The organism is Zhongshania aliphaticivorans (assembly GCF_001586255.1).
In the GTDB taxonomy this organism is placed as follows: Bacteria; Pseudomonadota; Gammaproteobacteria; order Pseudomonadales; family Spongiibacteraceae; genus Spongiibacter; species Spongiibacter aliphaticivorans.
Genome location: NZ_CP014544.1, coordinates 1,069,656 through 1,085,629, shown reverse-complemented (window position 1 = coordinate 1,085,629; position 15,974 = coordinate 1,069,656). Strand labels below are relative to the sequence as shown.

General features: G+C 52.9%; 14 protein-coding genes. 4 read left to right on the top strand and 10 right to left on the bottom strand.

What is annotated here, in order from left to right; translation table 11 throughout:
• Nucleotides 1-36: 36 nt before the first annotated feature.
• From rimI to AZF00_RS04720, 3 genes are read right to left on the bottom strand one after another with little or no spacing between them, the layout of a single operon-like run.
• Nucleotides 37-486, bottom strand: a complete 450-nt coding sequence (gene rimI / locus AZF00_RS04730; protein ID WP_008246360.1) for a ribosomal protein S18-alanine N-acetyltransferase — start codon at nt 484-486, stop codon at nt 37-39.
• Nucleotides 483-1,277 (bottom strand): hypothetical protein, encoded by a 795-nt coding sequence (locus AZF00_RS04725; protein ID WP_008246358.1) that lies wholly within the window; start codon nt 1,275-1,277, stop codon nt 483-485. The genes rimI and AZF00_RS04725 overlap by 4 nt, the downstream gene beginning before the upstream one ends.
• Before the next feature lies 1 nt (nt 1,278).
• Entirely contained in the window at nt 1,279-2,826 is a 1,548-nt protein-coding gene (locus AZF00_RS04720; protein ID WP_008246356.1) for a 2-isopropylmalate synthase, read from the bottom strand.
• Nucleotides 2,827-3,190: 364 nt separating this feature from the next.
• Here AZF00_RS04720 and AZF00_RS04715 point away from each other — a divergent pair, with 364 nt between their 5' ends.
• A complete protein-coding gene (locus AZF00_RS04715) occupies nt 3,191-4,636 on the top strand; it encodes a succinylglutamate desuccinylase/aspartoacylase family protein (RefSeq protein ID WP_008246354.1) in 1,446 nt (481 codons plus the stop codon).
• A gap of 72 nt (nt 4,637-4,708) precedes the next feature.
• Here AZF00_RS04715 and AZF00_RS04710 read toward each other — a convergent pair whose 3' ends face one another.
• On the bottom strand, nt 4,709-6,172 hold the full coding sequence (locus tag AZF00_RS04710; protein WP_008246352.1) for an amidase: 1,464 nt from the start codon (nt 6,170-6,172) through the stop codon (nt 4,709-4,711).
• Nucleotides 6,173-6,364: 192 nt separating this feature from the next.
• Here AZF00_RS04710 and AZF00_RS04705 point away from each other — a divergent pair, with 192 nt between their 5' ends.
• Nucleotides 6,365-6,616 (top strand): TIGR02647 family protein, encoded by a 252-nt coding sequence (locus AZF00_RS04705; protein ID WP_008246349.1) that lies wholly within the window; start codon nt 6,365-6,367, stop codon nt 6,614-6,616.
• Nucleotides 6,617-6,670: 54 nt separating this feature from the next.
• Here the strand turns inward: AZF00_RS04705 and AZF00_RS04700 are convergent, their stop codons facing one another.
• Both AZF00_RS04700 and AZF00_RS04695 read right to left on the bottom strand, forming a co-directional pair.
• On the bottom strand, nt 6,671-7,711 hold the full coding sequence (locus AZF00_RS04700) for a hypothetical protein (RefSeq protein WP_008246348.1): 1,041 nt from the start codon (nt 7,709-7,711) through the stop codon (nt 6,671-6,673).
• Nucleotides 7,712-7,732: 21 nt separating this feature from the next.
• The gene (locus AZF00_RS04695; protein WP_008246347.1) at nt 7,733-8,848 is read right to left on the bottom strand and encodes an esterase/lipase family protein; all 1,116 of its coding nucleotides are present in this window, start codon (nt 8,846-8,848) and stop codon (nt 7,733-7,735) included.
• A gap of 384 nt (nt 8,849-9,232) precedes the next feature.
• Between AZF00_RS04695 and AZF00_RS04690 the strand changes: the two genes are divergently transcribed.
• Nucleotides 9,233-10,231, top strand: coding sequence for a metal-dependent hydrolase (locus AZF00_RS04690; protein WP_008246346.1), 999 nt, complete (start codon nt 9,233-9,235; stop codon nt 10,229-10,231).
• A gap of 8 nt (nt 10,232-10,239) precedes the next feature.
• Here the strand turns inward: AZF00_RS04690 and AZF00_RS04685 are convergent, their stop codons facing one another.
• Nucleotides 10,240-11,196, bottom strand: coding sequence for a hypothetical protein (locus AZF00_RS04685; protein WP_143829298.1), 957 nt, complete (start codon nt 11,194-11,196; stop codon nt 10,240-10,242).
• A 227-nt stretch (nt 11,197-11,423) separates the two neighbouring features.
• On the opposite strand from AZF00_RS04685, the gene AZF00_RS04680 reads away from it, so the two are divergent.
• Nucleotides 11,424-12,425, top strand: a complete 1,002-nt coding sequence (locus AZF00_RS04680; RefSeq protein ID WP_008246344.1) for an LLM class flavin-dependent oxidoreductase — start codon at nt 11,424-11,426, stop codon at nt 12,423-12,425.
• A 4-nt stretch (nt 12,426-12,429) separates the two neighbouring features.
• On the opposite strand, the gene AZF00_RS04675 is transcribed toward AZF00_RS04680, so the two are convergent.
• The 3 genes from AZF00_RS04675 to AZF00_RS04665 all read right to left on the bottom strand — a co-directional run bounded on the left by AZF00_RS04675 (nt 12,430) and on the right by AZF00_RS04665 (nt 15,943).
• Nucleotides 12,430-12,627, bottom strand: a complete 198-nt coding sequence (locus AZF00_RS04675) for a CPXCG motif-containing cysteine-rich protein (RefSeq protein WP_008246337.1) — start codon at nt 12,625-12,627, stop codon at nt 12,430-12,432.
• 409 nt (nt 12,628-13,036) lie between these two features.
• A complete protein-coding gene (locus AZF00_RS04670) occupies nt 13,037-13,426 on the bottom strand; it encodes a DUF6491 family protein (protein WP_008246335.1) in 390 nt (129 codons plus the stop codon).
• Between the two features lie 90 nt (nt 13,427-13,516).
• Nucleotides 13,517-15,943, bottom strand: a complete 2,427-nt coding sequence (locus tag AZF00_RS04665) for an ATP-dependent helicase (protein WP_040802422.1) — start codon at nt 15,941-15,943, stop codon at nt 13,517-13,519.
• Between the last annotated feature and the right edge of the window lie 31 nt (nt 15,944-15,974).

Genomic DNA, 15,974 nt, shown 5'->3' with positions numbered 1-15,974 from the left:
CGCTACCTGTGTAAATTTTAGAAGCATGATTTGCGCTTACTCGCCCAAGGGTAAATCTGCCGACATTAAAACAGCGTGTTCATAGCCGTCACCAAGGGGGTAATAGTTTTTTCTAATGCCGTCTTCAGCGAAACCGAGCTTGGTATATAAAGAACGCGCTACTGTATTAGATTCCCTAACCTCAAGTAAACAGCGCGCGCCACCAAATTGCTGCATCCACTCCAGCCCTTCGCTCAGCAACTGTCGCCCCACGCCTCGGCCACGGCTGTCGGTATCGACCACGATATTCAATAAGCTCACGTCGTCGAGCACGAGGGTATAGCAGCTGATGCCCAGCAATTCCTCGCCTTCCCAGAGACCGAGGCAATGATCGTCGCGCAAGCTGCGCAACCAGTTCATTTTGCCCCAGGGATGAGGGTCAGATCGGGCTTCGAGCAAAAGACATCGTTCAAGGTGATGCATAGCCAACATGGCGATACGGGTCATAGACTGAACACAACCTTGCGTAAGTTTTGCCACAAGGGCGCTTTCAAACTGCCATCGGCGAGCATGGCTGCGGGCTCCGCTGCGTATAGCAATTGAATTCCGGCAGATTGCAGGGTCGCCACGTCAATATAGGGCTGCAAAGCACTGCCAAATAAAATCACGCAATGGGCCTGCTGGCGCTCGGCCTGGGCCATGATATTGGCTTGCAGGGCCTCTTTGGCGGCGTCGCCACCCATGGTTAATCCGGGCGTTTTTAGCACCGGCCACTGAAAGCGCGACGTCGTGAATTCTGGAGCTTTGGCCAGCTTATGATGACGACTCACCGCCACCGCGATATTCGCCATGAGGCGCTTTTCAGCGGGGCTCGGCGGCGCGGTGGTGGTTTCAACAATCATCAACAGGCCGATGCCCGTTGCCACCAATTCAACATTAAACTCGGGGCTAACGGCCACATCAGTAGCTGCGCCGGGGGTGCTACTCGCTTGCGCGGGAGGCGGCGCGGCGCTCTCAAAACCCAGTTCCTGTAAGGCTGAGGCGATACGCGATCCGGCGCGCTGTGGCTCGCCGGTCGGCGCCGGTGTATTGCGCTCCTGCGCCTCGGCCATTTGCTGGTATTCAGTATCGGCATCAAAGCTCGCCACTTCGGCGGTTTCGACGTCGGCAAATTCGTCTTCTACGGCGATGTCCAGCTCAAAAATCGGTGACGGCGCTGCACCGTCAAGCACAAAGCGCGGCACATAGGTGTCGACACCCATCGCCTGCAAGTAATCGAGTCGCAGCGCCTCGTTCACTTTATACGCCCTCGTGCTGGGGGTGGGCTTTAAGCACCCCGGCGTCTAACAAATTAAGGGCATCGAGGTAGGCTTTAACTGAGGCAACGATAATATCGGTGTCGGCACCATTGCCATTTACAATGCTGCCATTTTTCTCGAGCCGCACCTGCACTTCCCCTTGGGAATCTGTGCCTTCAGTGATCGCATTCACCGAGTACAGCAGTAAATTGGCACCACTATTAACCAGCAGCTCCACCGCCTTAAACGCGGCGTCGACAGGACCATCGCCTTCCGCTGCCGCTTGTTGGGCTTGGCCGTCGATGAGCAGCTGAATATCGGCGCGTGGCTTAAAGCCACTGCGCGACACCGCTTCTAGCGCCACATAGCTGTAGCGCAGCTCAAGATCATCTGGCTGAACATCGTTCATCAGAGCCTGTAGGTCTTCGTCGAATATTTCGTGCTTTTTGTCGGCCAGCTCTTTAAAACGAGTGAACGCCAGATTCAAGGCGGCCTGATTATCTAGCGTGATGCCCAAATCTGCGAGGCGCGCTTTAAATGCGGCGCGACCTGAGTGCTTGCCCAGCACCAGTTTATTGGCGTTCCAGCCTACGTCTTCGGCGCGCATAATCTCGTAGGTTTCTCGATACTTAAGCACGCCGTCTTGATGGATGCCAGATTCATGCGCGAAGGCGTTGGCGCCAACAATTGCCTTATTCGGCTGCACCGGAAAGCCAGTGATCGACGACACCAAACGCGAGGTCGGCACAATTTGCGTGGCATCAACACCGACTTCTACCGGAAATATGTCGCTGCGGGTGCGAATCGCCATAACCAATTCTTCAAGCGAGGCATTACCCGCCCGCTCGCCCAAACCATTAATAGTGCACTCAACTTGGCGAGCGCCATGCATTACTGCCGACAGGGAGTTCGCTACCGCGAGGCCAAGGTCATTGTGGCAGTGCACCGAGAAAATCGCCTTATCGGCATTGGGCACGCCGTTCATGATTCTTGCGACCATGGCGCCGTATTCACCGGGTTCGCCATAGCCTACGGTGTCGGGCAGGTTAATTGTGCGGGCACCGGCATTAATCACTTGTTCAATGATCCGGCACATAAAGTCGTACTCGGAACGCGAGGCGTCTTCGCAAGAGAATTCAACATCGCCAATTAAATTACGGGCATGCTTAACCGCAGCGACGGCGCGCTCCAGCACATTGTCTGGCGCCATGCGCAGTTTGTATTCCATGTGGATTGGCGACGTGGCAATAAACGTGTGTATACGGCCAGCCGCGGCGGGCTTAAGTGCTTCAGCGGCGCGGTCGATATCTTCGGCGCCGGTACGTGCCAAGCTGCACACTATGCTGTTTTGCACTGTCTCGGCGACCGCCCGCACGGATTCAAAATCACCGACACTGGCAATAGCAAAGCCCGCCTCAATGACATCAACGCCCATTTTTTCCAGCATTTTGGCAATTCGCACTTTTTCGTCGCGGGTCATCGACGCACCGGGACTCTGCTCGCCATCGCGTAAGGTAGTGTCAAATATAATCAGGCGGTCTTTGGCCATGTCTAACTCCTAACAATCATTATTTGTGGCAGCATCATGGCGCCCTAGCAAACTCTGCTCGCAATTATAGTCGGACACGGCCCAGACTTCTTGGCTCTTTTGCAGGCGAAGGTGCTGTTTTTACAAGAAAATTCATTTACCAGCCCCCGCCATTGGCAAAAATGCCAAGGCCAAAGACTGAACTTCACTGCGGTATTCCGTCAAAGACCCCAGCACTGTGAGAAGAAAATCACCGCTTTCACAAAGTTTCGGGCGTTTATATTGGTGAATTTGTATACAATTTGCCTCTTTGCCTTAGTTTGTCAACCATTGGGCCGTAGCCCAATGATTTTTAGCCGTATTTAAGGGAGCAAGCCGCTTTATCATGCGAAGCACTTTAGTTTTTTGCGTAGCACTCAGCCTCCAGTGGTTTATCAGCTCGGCCGTCGCCAATGAGCAGACCCCAAACTCACTTGGCGATTCCGCGACCATTCCCGCAGACCCGGTTTTTACCCCTAATCCCCGTAAAAACCCAAGCCTGAATATCGACTTTGACAAAAATGGCAGCGCGGCGGGCAATACCGAGGTCGCGATCACCCTGCTTGGCCAAGATATATTACGCGGCAGTTTCGAACGCCTGTACTGGACTGCGGGCCAAGCGGTAGCTGGCTTAGCCATGCCCACACCGGTACTGGTTGCGGCTGGCACCAACCCCGGCCCCACCCTGTGCCTTACAGCAGCGGTACACGGTGACGAGCTCAACGGCGTAGAAACAATTCGCCGAGTGATGTTCAGCCTCGAAAGCGACAAACTCAATGGTGTGGTGATTGGCGTACCTATTGTTAACATGCACGGGTTTCGCCGCTCATCGCGCTACCTGCCAGATCGCCGCGACTTAAACCGCTATTTCCCTGGCGACCCTAAGGGCAGCTCGGCGGGTCGCATTGCTTACAGTTTTTTTAATGAGGTTATTTCCCATTGCGACCGCCTCATCGACATTCACACCGGCTCCTTCCATCGCACCAACCTCACCCAGCTGCGCGGTAACTTAGGCAAAGAAAGCGTGGCGCAATTCAGCCGCATGTTTCACGACGTAACCGTTATTGATGGTGCTGGTGCTCCAGGTACGCTGCGCCGCGCCTCGGTCGACGCCGGTATTCCGGCGGTAATCTTAGAGGCAGGCGAACCTTTGCGCCTCCAGCTAAAAGAAGTTAAACAGAGTGTTAATGGCATCAAGGCCGTTATGCACCATCTCAATATGATTGACGACAAGCCCCAGCGCGCACCTAAGCAAAACGTCTTTTATAAATCGACGTGGCTGCGCGCCGACCAAAGCGGCGTTTTTCTCAGCGAGGCCAAGCTCGGCCAAAACGTGAAAAAAGGCGATATTCTCGGCTCGGTCACCGACCCCATTACCAACCGCAGTTCGGTGATTCGCTCCAGTGTCGACGGTCAGATTATCGGTCTTGCGCTTAACCAAATGGTTATGCCCGGTTTTGCCGCCTATCACGTTGGCATTGCCGCCGATGTGAAGAAGGTAGCTGCTGACAAAGTCGCGGACAGTGTTGTCGCCGAGGCCCTCGAGCCGGTTGCTGAGAACATGAAGGAAGTGGCCAGAGAGGCGGCGCAAAAAGCCGCTAAAACCAGTAATGATCCTAAGGCCGTTGATGCCGCAGTACGCAAGGCGATCAAGGACAATGCGAAAAACACCTCGCAATTGGTAGACGAACCACCACGCACAAAAAGCGGTGGCGAGCCTGAAACCGAGGGCGCCAAAGAACCCGCTATGTCGATACGGCCCAATGACGAAATGGAAGAGCATCCCGAATAGCCCTGCAGTGACTTAGCCAGAACCAAAAAGCCCCGCCTTAGCTGCGGGGCTTTTTATTGTGCGCTTGGTAATTTAGCAGGTGAAGCCCAATTCCCGCTCTAACTGGGCAGCCAAATTAAACAGGGTCTCTTCATCGCCCATCCGCCCGGTAAACTGCATGCCAATCGGCAAGCCGCTCTCGCTCATATGCAGCGGCACCGACATACCGGGCAAGCCACTAACATTGCCCATAATGGTAAATGCCATCTTCGCCAAAATCGGCCCCGCCATTTGCTCCACCAAGCCGGTATTAAACAATAATTTACCCATATTCACCCGGTGACTCGCCAGCATCAGCAGCTCTTCAAGGCGGGAATTGGGCAGCACGCCATGGGGTTCTGCCGGGGTAGGCACGGTCGGGCAAAGCATGACATCAAAATCAGTCAATAAGCGCCCCATCGCCAGCTGAACATCATGCCAGCCGCGCTTAGCCGTGATGACGTCGGCGCCGCTGAACGAGCGACCCAGCATCGCCATATTTTTGGTGGCAGGTTCAAACTTGGCGACACAGGCGGCGCCATACTCACGGCGATAGCGGTCAACCATACTTGCCACTTCGGCGCAGACGACCACAAAGAAATCTCGCCAAAATTGCTTAACATCAATCTGTGGCTCGGCCTCCACCACCACGTGCCCAAGCTTTTCTAGCGATTGGGCGGTGGTATCTAACGCGGCTAGCACCTCGGCATCAACAACGGTATTCACCAAGGGTTTTCTGCTCAAGGCAATGCGTAGCGGTCGGGCTTCACGCTGGGTAGCAGCCAAAAAGCTGCCCTTGGGCGGGGCGATATTATAGGGCGCCCCAATCTCATGTCCGCTACTGCAGTCCAACATCGCTGCGCTGTCGCGAACACTGCGGGTAAGCACGTGCTCAGCAACAGCGCCCTGCCAATCTTCACCATTGTCGGGGCCAAGGGGATTGCGACCGCGAGAGGGCTTTAAGCCAAATACCCCGCACCAGGAAGATGGAAAGCGAATAGACCCGCCGCCATCGCCACCGTGGGCCATTGGCACAATACCCGCGGCCACAGCTGCTGCACTGCCACCAGAGGAGCCTCCGGTGCTATAACCATGCTTATGAGGGTTATGAGTGGGGCCAAAGGATTTGGGCTCGGTAGTGATTATTAGGCCAAACTCGGGGGTATTGGTTTTGGCAAAAATATTCACCCCGCTGGCTTTGTAGCGTCGCACCAGTTCGCTGTCGTAATCTGGTACCACAGCAATTCCCCGACTGCCCATACGCAGCGGTTCACCGGCAAAACAGGCCAATAAGTCTTTTAAAACAAAGGGCACGCCTTTAAACGGGCCGTCTGGTAGGCCTTGTTCTATTTGGCGATAGGCGCGCTCATCGAAGCGATGGATAATGGCATTTATACTTGGGTTACGCTCGTTGGCGACCGCCAGCGCAGCGTCAAGCAGCTCTTTAGGGCTTACCGCCCCAGTGCGAACCAGCTCGGCTAGGCCAAGGGCATCGTATTTACCGTATTCTTTAAACATTCCCGTCTCCGCGATCTTATTTGCTGCAAATAGTAACAGTTCTGTTACCTAAACTGAGCGAAACAAAGGGAATTAGCCTTTAACTAAATTGCCTTTGGCAGCGCGACACAATACGCGCTACAGTAGCTTACAAACGCTGACACACTGTTGGCTGGCAACATCCTCAATTCATAACAATATAAGGTTGCAGATATGCCGCTATCGAAAGACATTCTTGACGAAATTCGCGTATTAACCCAATTCAACCCAGCCTCTGCGCTTGAGGGCATTAAGGTTCATCACACCGCCGACCCCGCCACCATCGCTGCGACCGAGCGTTTATTTGCCAAAGAACTGATTACTCAAGCTGATGGCGGCTATCTCACCAATAGCGGCCTAGAAGTCATTCGCCACCTCGATAGCCTAATGACGGTTTTGAACTGCAAAGACAAAGAATTAGCCTAGATCCAAACATGCGGGAGGCCAAAGCCTTCCGCACATTATGGCAACTAACCGCAATCACTCGCGGCCGATTCGACGTTCACCGGCAAACCGAAAAAATCCAGATTGCTCCTCGCGCTGAATAAGCTCGCTCTGCTCGGCGAACAAGGCTGTTTGCAATGCCTGCAATCGCCGACGTTGCTCGCCACCAGTGTACTCGGCCAAAATGATTTGGCGCTGTTCCATATAGTTACTGCCAGTAGTCCACACCTCATCGCGACGCTTATCTAAGGCGGCCCAGCGATCAAGCGCTTGGGCATCCATACCCAAACCGCTGCGAATTCCCCTAAGTGACGCCAAACGCGTCGAGTCAGGAAGGTTTCGCAGCTCCTGCTGCACTGAGTCTAAACTTAGAAAGCGATCCATCAATTCCGTCCGCCGCGTAGCAAGCAAGGGCTCAGCCTTATCGCCCAAGGCATCGCGCACCGACGCCACAAATTGCGTTAATTTTTCTTCCGGTAGGCCTGTGGCCATTTCGTCTACCGCAATTAAGGCCTCTTCAATTTTGCGATTGCGTAGCTCTGCCGCCCAAATCTGTTCCGCGTCAGCGCCAAAAGCATCAAAGCGTTTAGCCCAAAGGGCGTCGCGACGCTCCAGCGGCGACATCGCGCGCAGTACATCGCGCTCGGTCAGCAGCCATGCATTGTAATTCGACCACGATTGATATTTGGCCAGTAATTCTGCAGCCAAGTCGGGGTACATTTGCGCCAGCAGTGCTTCAACACGACTCTCCCAATCCTCTGGGTAGCGCGATTTTAGATAGGAAATCAGCTGTTCTAGTAAGCGAATTTGCGCGTGCTTCACCTCGATCACGCTGGCAAATTTTTGAGTCAAATTCGCAATAAATTGCGCTTCATCAACTTCGTTTAATTGGGGTCTTACTCGATCATTCTCAGTCGGCTCGACATTCCCAACCGCCGTGGCAGTTAACATTGGCGCATGTACTTCATTGCTAACAGCCTGTTCTGGCGTTTGCCAGAACAGGCTAAAGCAAGCACTAACGACAATCGCCACCAACAAAATCACTACCCATGGTTTGCTTATCGTTTTCTCGCTCATAACACCTACTCACCCGTTTTATTAAAAGCCATTGTCGGCGATAAAATCGGTAATCGCGGCGTAAAATTCCATTTCGTCAAAGGTATCGGGTGGCACGCCAATCACGTCCAAATGATCTTGGTTTATCTTCCATGCGTGAGACGTCATTTGGGTTTGGTTGGGTGCGTTCAGGTCACCCACATAGCCAGTATTGCTCTGCGCCCAAACGTAATCTAGGCAGCCATAACATTCCCAGTACTCAAGACGATAACCCATTTGCTGAGAGTTAATACCGACTAAACCGTCGTCGTCATTGTCACTCGCATCGCCATCACCAGTACCGAGGGCACCGTCGCCATTGGCGTCATAGCTGGCGTAGCCGTCACCATCAATCTCAGTCCAAAGCTCCTTAAGCAAATACAAGGCGGGGTTCATATTGCCGTTGTCTTGACCTGTTAAAAAGCTCCGCGAGCGCTCGATATTCGCGGTTCCGGCAGGGTAGTTCTGATTAAACGCGTAGGTGCCCGTTGTCACTCCATCGTTGGGGTCAAAGTCATGATTCACCAGCTGCTTCAGCGCCGCGATCGCGTCGTTACCGCCGCTGTATATGGTGTTGCCAAAGTAGTCGGCCAAGGTCGCCAAAACAGACTGCACCCCAGGCTGCAAATTTAAAACATATTGCGCTATAGGCGAGCCACGGTGGGGCGACGAAATACTAATGCCGTATTTAACCACCCGATACCCGCGATTATCCTGCAGTAATTTAGCCGCTTTACGCAGGTCTAAACCACCTTGAGAGTGACCAATAATATTGACATAGCTGTGACCCGAGCTGGCCAAATAGCCTTCAATGTCTTGGTATAACTCGTAACCGCGCTGCTCCGAACCCGCAAAGGGCGTCACCGAAGCCACAAAAGACTCCTGCCCAGAATGAATGTCGGGATTACAGTAGTACTCACCCCACTGACAGGTATCTAAAACGTAAACGCCATAATCATCGCCCCAGTAGTCATAACCTAAAATATCATCGAATCCGGCCATGCCGTGGGCAAATACAATCGGGTATTGGGTTTTATTGGCGTCGCGCGCAAATGCAGGCGACATCGTTGTACTCACAAGTATTAAAAATCCAATACTCAGTAATTGGCTAAGCTTCATAGAGTTATTCTCCGGTATTATTTTTTTAAACTACGCGGAAGCCTTAGCATAAAAGCCGAGAAACCAAAGCCGTAACGGCCTACTGCGGAAACGCGAACAGCTTTTAGAGCTAACATCAGGCTTGCTATTATTTTTTTTAAGCCATCTTTGCACTAAACAGTTGCCGACACGTCCTGTGTGAAATCATCCAAGTTATCGATGACAACATTACATATTTTTAACACATACAAACAAGGCGAATCAATAAAAATATGGCTGGGTGGGATGCTCGTCACAGCTCAGCGCTTAAATGGCCTTGACGCAAATAGCGCGACCTAAGGCCACCGCAGTTTGATAAGCTGTGCGCCACACTGCGCGATAGCACTTTATATTGGAATAATATTTATGGATCCATTGACTCAGGGCTTACTCGGCGCCACCGCTGCCGCCAACTCCCGACTGGCTAAGGCGCCGCGCGCCGTGGCGCTGGGCCTCGGGTTTCTGGGTGGCATGGCCGCAGACCTCGATGTTTTGATCCGCTCCACTAGCGACCCTCTGCTGTTTTTAGAGTTTCATCGCCAGTTCACCCACTCCCTTGTGTTCATTCCCTTTGGCGGCTTGCTTTGCGGACTGGTATTGCACGCCCTGTTTGCCAAACGCAAAGGTTTTAGCCGCTGGCAAAGCATTCTGTTTTGCACCCTAGGCTACGCCACCCACGCACTGCTCGACGCCTGCACAACCTATGGCACGCAATTGTATTGGCCCTTTAGCAATGAGCGGGTCGCGTGGAATATTATGTCGATTATTGACCCGCTCTACACCGTGCCCATTGCGGCCTTACTCGCCCTTAGCTTAAGCCCTCAACGCCACTGGCTGGCACGCATCGCTTTATTCTGGGTGTTTGCCTACCCAGCTGTGGGATGGTGGCAGCGCGAGCGAGCAGAAAGTGTTGTTTACCAGCTCGCCGCGAGTCGCCAACACCAAGTACTTAGCTTGAGCGCCAAGCCCTCCTTTGCCAATTTATTGCTCTGGAAAGTCATTTACCGGACACCCGATTATTTTTACGTTGACGCCGTGCGCATGGGCATTAAGCCAAAAGTCATTGAAGGCACAGCCATTGCGCCCCTGGATATTCAACGCGATTTACCGTGGCTGCAAGCCGGGTCACAGCAGGCCTTAGACCTTGAGCGCTTCCGCTGGTTTTCCCAAGATTATATTGCCCTAGCGGCAAATAACCCGATGCGGGTTATTGATTTGCGCTACTCATTACTCCCCAATGAAATTGAAGCACTTTGGGGGATCGAGCTATCACCAAGCAATGGCGAACAACACGTGCGTTATATTACCCAACGCGGCGACAGCCGAGCGAAGTCCGTAGAACTGTGGAATATGCTATTTCACTGACCTGCACGCTAAAAATAGTAACCAAAATTTAGACGAAAGCCGCGAATATCTTCGGCCTGAATCACCGCCAAGCCTACGCGTAAAAAGCTCAGCTGGGCCATATGGCGGCGGGTACTGCCCACGCTCACCGCCAGCTCATTTTGGCTGCGCGTATAAGTGTCTGTGCCCTTAAAAAGCGTGTTCACTAAACTCAATTCAACACTGAGTAATTCGTGGGCGAAAGCCATAGGCATTGAATACAAAAGACCATTTCTAAATACTGTATTCGCCATATTCGGGTCAAACTCTTTACCGGCCAAGGTCACTTTCAAGGTTTTGTAATAACCTACAAGATTACCGATATATATTGAGTTCGGTGTAGATCCCAAGGGAATACGGTAAGCGCTAGACACCGACACGCCCGCCTGCTCAGCCTCTTGATCTAAATCACTGGATTTAACATAGCCCACGCTCATACCCGGCGTAATGGCCCAGTTTGCGCTTACGGGTAAACGCAACGCCAAGCCCGGCTGTATTGAATAGGTTTTAGCGTCATTTACCTCGCCCTGGGTAAGCGGCATGCTCAAAATCCATTGCCGACCCAAAATGCGTTGCGAGCGAAAGGTATACGTTAAGGGCAAAGTAACATAGCTGATCTTTACCCCGTTGGTTTCAAACTCACCAACGGTAAAACTAAGGCCAAAAAGATTGGGAATATCGCCAACCTCATCAAACACCAAGTTCAGTTGCTCCAAGCTAGTATCCAACACCAGCGCAAACGTATTGTCGACCGTTTGCGTTAGCAATGAGCCTGGATTGCCCGCTAATAGACTCGACGCACCCCCTAATAGCTCATCACCAAGACCCAACAGGGCTTGCAGCTCCGCCTCAATCGGCAAAAGCGATAAAGCGGCGTCAGTGGCAAGGGCTTTAGATGCCGTGGCGCCTAAACACAGTGTGAGTGCCAAGCACATTAACCGCCTCATCACACCCTCCCATGCCGCCCAATAGCCGCCACCCGACACACCGCGGCCCGTCACCTAAACAGGAGCAAGCGCAAGTTCACCGAGACCACTTGGTATAGCCCACAAAGGCCGGTTTAGCCAATACCGGGGTGTGCAGTGTGCTTATCCCCCGCTGCGGCCAACAAACCCTATTGAAATTCGCCGGTTTGCCCCAAACATTGTTAAACACCGAAACTTAGGAACTCGCTATGACTCAGCTCTCTGTGCTCGACCTTTCACCTATCACCGCAGATGGCTGTGCTGGCGACTCCCTACGCAACACCTTAGACTTAGCCCAACATGCAGAACAGTGGGGTTATCAGCGCTACTGGCTGGCGGAACACCACAATATGGCGGGCATCGCCAGCGCGGCAACGGCGGTGGTAATCGGCCATGTTGCCGCCGGAACCAAAACCATTCGCGTAGGCGCTGGCGGCGTTATGCTGCCCAACCACTCCCCCTTAGTTATTGCCGAGCAATTTGGCACCTTAGAGGCCTTATTCCCTGGGCGAATCGACCTCGGTCTAGGCCGCGCCCCCGGCAGCGACCAAGCCACCGCCTACGCGCTGCGCCGCAATCTGCACGCCGATGTCGACCAGTTCCCCAACGATGTTGTCGAGCTAATGAGTTATTTCGGTGAGGCAAAACCCGGACAGCAAATTCACGCCTTTCCCGGCAGAGGATTGAATGTCCCAATTTGGATATTAGGTTCCAGCTTATTCGGCGCCCAATTAGCGGCATCACTTGGCCTGCCCTACGCCTTTGCCTCGCACTTTGCGCCGGATCAAATGCTCGCGGCGATCAAAATTTATCGCGAGCGCTTCCGGCCCTCCGCCCAGCTCAGCAAGCCCTATGTGATGCTCGGCTTTAATATCTTTGCCGCCGACACCGACGCCCAAGCCAATTATCTAGCCAGCTCAATGCAGCGCGCCTTTGTGAATTTACGCCGAGGCAACCCCGGCAAACTTCAGCCGCCAGTCGATAATTACCTTCAAGAATTGTCGTTAAGTGAGCAGAGTCTGCTGCAGAACATAATGTCTTGCTCGGCCATTGGCAGCCCTGACACCGTGCTTGAAAAAACCCGGCAATTCATCGCCAAAACCGGCGCCGATGAATTAATGATTACATCACAGATTTACGATCACACCGCGCGTTTGCGGTCATATGAAATTGTGGGGGCAATGCAGAAACAGCTAAATGGCGAAGCTTGAGAGCCTAATACGCATCGTTCTCAGTAAACACCGTCACGTTTAAATCGTCCACTTCGGTAAGCCAAGCGCTAATAACCATTGGCTGGCAGCAGACCTGACAATCCTCAACATAGGTCTGCGCGCCCTCTGATGTATCGATCAGCAGCTCTATTCGCTCGCCACAATAGGGACACCGCTGACTGACCGATTCTAATGCGTTCATATGCACTCCCTTCAATTGGCACCCAATGAAACTATAATGAGGGGCATAGTGGCCAATATGCAAACCCTAGACGCTATGGCATTTATCAATGCCCAGCGGCAAAGACATCAGCTTTAACAAAAAAAATCGTAAAAACGCCCATACTCCAACGTGTAATAGCGGGATCATACCGCGACATTACAAATTATACCCTTCACCAGAATTGCGAATCGGCAATGCGCCTGTACCAAACTTTGCTTAACGGCGCTTTTCCGTAAAATAATTATTTATTGGGGGGGATTACCGGGTGGCGGATGACCAATTATGACTACGGCTCTCGCCTAAAATGAATTACCGGGCCGATATTCGAGCCTTTTGGGCCAACACATGCCTTACATGCTTGGCCACCCTGTGGGTGAAGCAATAGAACTTACTCGCTGGGATACACCATAGAGATTGTCTCGATCGCGCAGCGACTTAGCGCCTCAGAGTTACTGGCAATTACGTCATCTATTCGCGTTAATGCGTCGCTAATCGGTTTAAAGGCAAGCTGTTCTGCACTGCGCAGCGCAGTGCAGTTTTTTCTTAAACTCAGCAAATAGTGTTCAGCATTGTTGTTGCTAAAAATTAGGTGGCGGTCGTCTAGATACTGCCAATCGGTAACCTGATAGTCGTCAACGGCTTCCACACTCTCGCCGGGGCGGTAACCGTATTCCGCCAAGCGTTCGTCCAGCGCCGGTTCGTCTTTGACTAGGGCGCAGCCGATAAGCGACACCGCTAAAATTTGAGCAAGCCCTATTTTTATATATTGTAAGTTCATATCCGCCTCCGGGAATGAATGTACACAAGTCTATGTACATTAGTCAGACCGCACCAAGGCGTCGAGGTTCGATACAGCCAATATGCCAGCTCAAGCGATTTTTTTTGCCTGAAACAAATCGAGACGAAAGGTCTTGCGCCCGGCACTAAAATTAACCGCAATGGTATGCTTATCAATGGCGAGTACTGCACCTCGGCCAAATTTGTCGTGCGCCAGTATATCGCCAACGCAAAAATCTTTAGCACTGGCGTCGGCACCTTCTAGTGCAGCATTCACCGCGGACTCCGGCGCGGGCTGCAATACCCTCGACACTAATAAGCGGGGGAAAAAGCGTTTTGTACTGGCAAAGCTCACGACCAAACCAACTGCATCAACATCGCTTACGCGCCCAAGGCCATAGCGTTTATGCTGCAGGTAGGCGCCCAGCTCAGGGTATCCGACCGAGCTTACTGCGGTATTTGCCTGCCAGTCGGGCACAACCGCATCTAAATACCGCTGCGCCACGCTGGCAGTAGGGCTACCGCGCGGTGGCAGATCAAATTGACGTGCACCTGTCTCGATCTGCGAACTAAGGCGCTGCGCCAAATCCAGATCCATCTCCGCCAAAAACGGGCTCGGAAGCTGATGCAACTCCGGGCGCTGGTCAGTCGCCCAGCCATTTGTCGCATCCAGCCCCGGCGCAAATAAATACAAGGCTTTTATCGCCCGTGTCATTGCAACGTACATTAGGCGGCGCTCAGCCTCCAAATGGTCAAGCTCTTGTCGGCGCCTATTACCCGCTTGGTAAGGCATGTAGTGGGCGCTCAAATTAGGAAGTAGGACAACAGGCCATTCTAGGCCCTTGCTGCGGTGCATGGTGGTGATGGTTACCGCCCCAGCGGTCGTAACCGCGCTGCCACTCTGATCACTCAATTCGGCCAGCATGGCTAAAATGGCGCTCGGCGCTTGGTCCCCCTGCAGTGCGACAAACTCAATAAAGGCACTCACCGTGGCAGCACGATTTTCACCGTCTTCTCGATTTAGCGCGTTATCTCGCATTAAGTTCAATAGATCGAGATCATTCACAAAGCGTCTTAGACCCCGCCCCGCTTCGCGCTCCCCACCTAACTGCTCCAGCACCGTAGCAAGGCTTTGCAGGCGTTTTTCTTGATAAAAGGACAAGCTGTCTTCAGAGCGGTGTAAGGCGCTAAAGTCGCTTAGCACTATGCGCTCGGCATAGCCCCGCAACACCTCGTGACGAATCTTTAGCTCGCAGAATTTTAATATATCAAATAGTTGCTGATGCTGTTCAGCGGGGTCCTGGCTGGTAAATTCCCCCGCCATTAAACCCAGCAAGCTCATTAACACCTTAATTTCGCTGCGCTCAAGCACCCGGCTGCCACCCATGACCCGATTGGGAATACCCCGTTTCAGCAAAGCCAATTCGACCGGGGCAGCTTGAGCCCAAGTCCGGCATAAAAATGCCATTTCACTATAAGCCCGCCCTTCCGCCCGCTGGGCTTCGCAGGCCTGAGCGAAAACCGCACCATCGGGGTTTTGCAAGCAGAGTTCAACATGGCTAGGCGCGGCGGAGTCTGCACTGATACAGAGCAGTGGATCGCGACGCTGATTATGGCTAATCAACTGGGCAGCCGCTAATGCCAGCTGGTGACCGTAGCGGAAGGTTCGCGACAGTTGATAAGACTGATGGGGGTATGTATCGCCAAAGTAACTGAGCATATATTCGGGTTTGGCGCCGCGAAACTCATAAATACACTGATCCGCGTCGCCCACCACCTGCAATTTCGCGCGCGCTCCAGCCAGGGTCTTGAGCATAAAAAACTGGATGTCATTAATATCCTGAAATTCATCAACAACAAACAACTCTACGCGGTTAGCCAAAAAGTCAGCCAATGCCGGATCATTGGCAATCAGCCGACAGGGGTCGTAAAGAAAATCGGCAAAGCTCACCCTTGCCGCCGCCTTGCGCCACTGCTCAAAGCGTGCAAAAGCTTCAATGAATAGCTGATACTGCTCAGGGTAGCCGCCAAGCGCAAAGCTAACTTCCGGTGCCGCTAAGGTTGATTTGGCGAGGTCAACGAATCCAGCAAAAGTATCCAGCCACTGCTGTTGCTCATCGCGAATCGCCGCACGTAGCGCCGATGTGCCCGCTGCCGCTTGCAAGGCCTTGAGCATTTCTAAACCAGCTTGCACATCACCGAGGGGGGTGGGATCAAAGGCCGCTAAATGCCCCTCTTTGGCCAGCGACATCGCCAAATTACGTCCCATGGCATGGAAGGTGCGCACCGGCGGCAGCTGAGCACTTGCACCCGCCGCAATGCGGAGCTTATGACTAAAATCCTCTTGCGCCGCTTTATTGAACATCACCACTCGAATTAAACGCGGGTCCATACCCTCGCGTAAGCGCGCCAAAACGTAGGCCACCATGGTGCTGGTTTTACCTGCACCCGCCACCGCCATAACACGCGCGTGGCCGCCACGATGACGAGTAATACATTGCTGCTCTTCGGTAAGCATAGAAAACGCGAGACACAAAAAAGGTCTTGCA

Bases quoted from the DNA above. Each gene is read 5' to 3' on its own strand.
- rimI (WP_008246360.1), bottom strand. From the start codon at position 486: ATGACCCGTATCGCCATGTTGGCTATGCATCACCTTGAACGATGTCTT.
- AZF00_RS04720 (WP_008246356.1), bottom strand. From the start codon at position 2,826: ATGGCCAAAGACCGCCTGATTATATTTGACACTACCTTACGCGATGGC.
- AZF00_RS04715 (WP_008246354.1), top strand. From the start codon at position 3,191: ATGCGAAGCACTTTAGTTTTTTGCGTAGCACTCAGCCTCCAGTGGTTT.
- AZF00_RS04710 (WP_008246352.1), bottom strand. From the start codon at position 6,172: ATGTTTAAAGAATACGGTAAATACGATGCCCTTGGCCTAGCCGAGCTG.
- AZF00_RS04705 (WP_008246349.1), top strand. From the start codon at position 6,365: ATGCCGCTATCGAAAGACATTCTTGACGAAATTCGCGTATTAACCCAA.
- AZF00_RS04700 (WP_008246348.1), bottom strand. From the start codon at position 7,711: ATGAGCGAGAAAACGATAAGCAAACCATGGGTAGTGATTTTGTTGGTG.
- AZF00_RS04695 (WP_008246347.1), bottom strand. From the start codon at position 8,848: ATGAAGCTTAGCCAATTACTGAGTATTGGATTTTTAATACTTGTGAGT.
- AZF00_RS04690 (WP_008246346.1), top strand. From the start codon at position 9,233: ATGGATCCATTGACTCAGGGCTTACTCGGCGCCACCGCTGCCGCCAAC.
- AZF00_RS04685 (WP_143829298.1), bottom strand. From the start codon at position 11,196: ATGAGGCGGTTAATGTGCTTGGCACTCACACTGTGTTTAGGCGCCACG.
- AZF00_RS04680 (WP_008246344.1), top strand. From the start codon at position 11,424: ATGACTCAGCTCTCTGTGCTCGACCTTTCACCTATCACCGCAGATGGC.
- AZF00_RS04675 (WP_008246337.1), bottom strand. From the start codon at position 12,627: ATGAACGCATTAGAATCGGTCAGTCAGCGGTGTCCCTATTGTGGCGAG.
- AZF00_RS04670 (WP_008246335.1), bottom strand. From the start codon at position 13,426: ATGAACTTACAATATATAAAAATAGGGCTTGCTCAAATTTTAGCGGTG.
- AZF00_RS04665 (WP_040802422.1), bottom strand. From the start codon at position 15,943: ATGCTTACCGAAGAGCAGCAATGTATTACTCGTCATCGTGGCGGCCAC.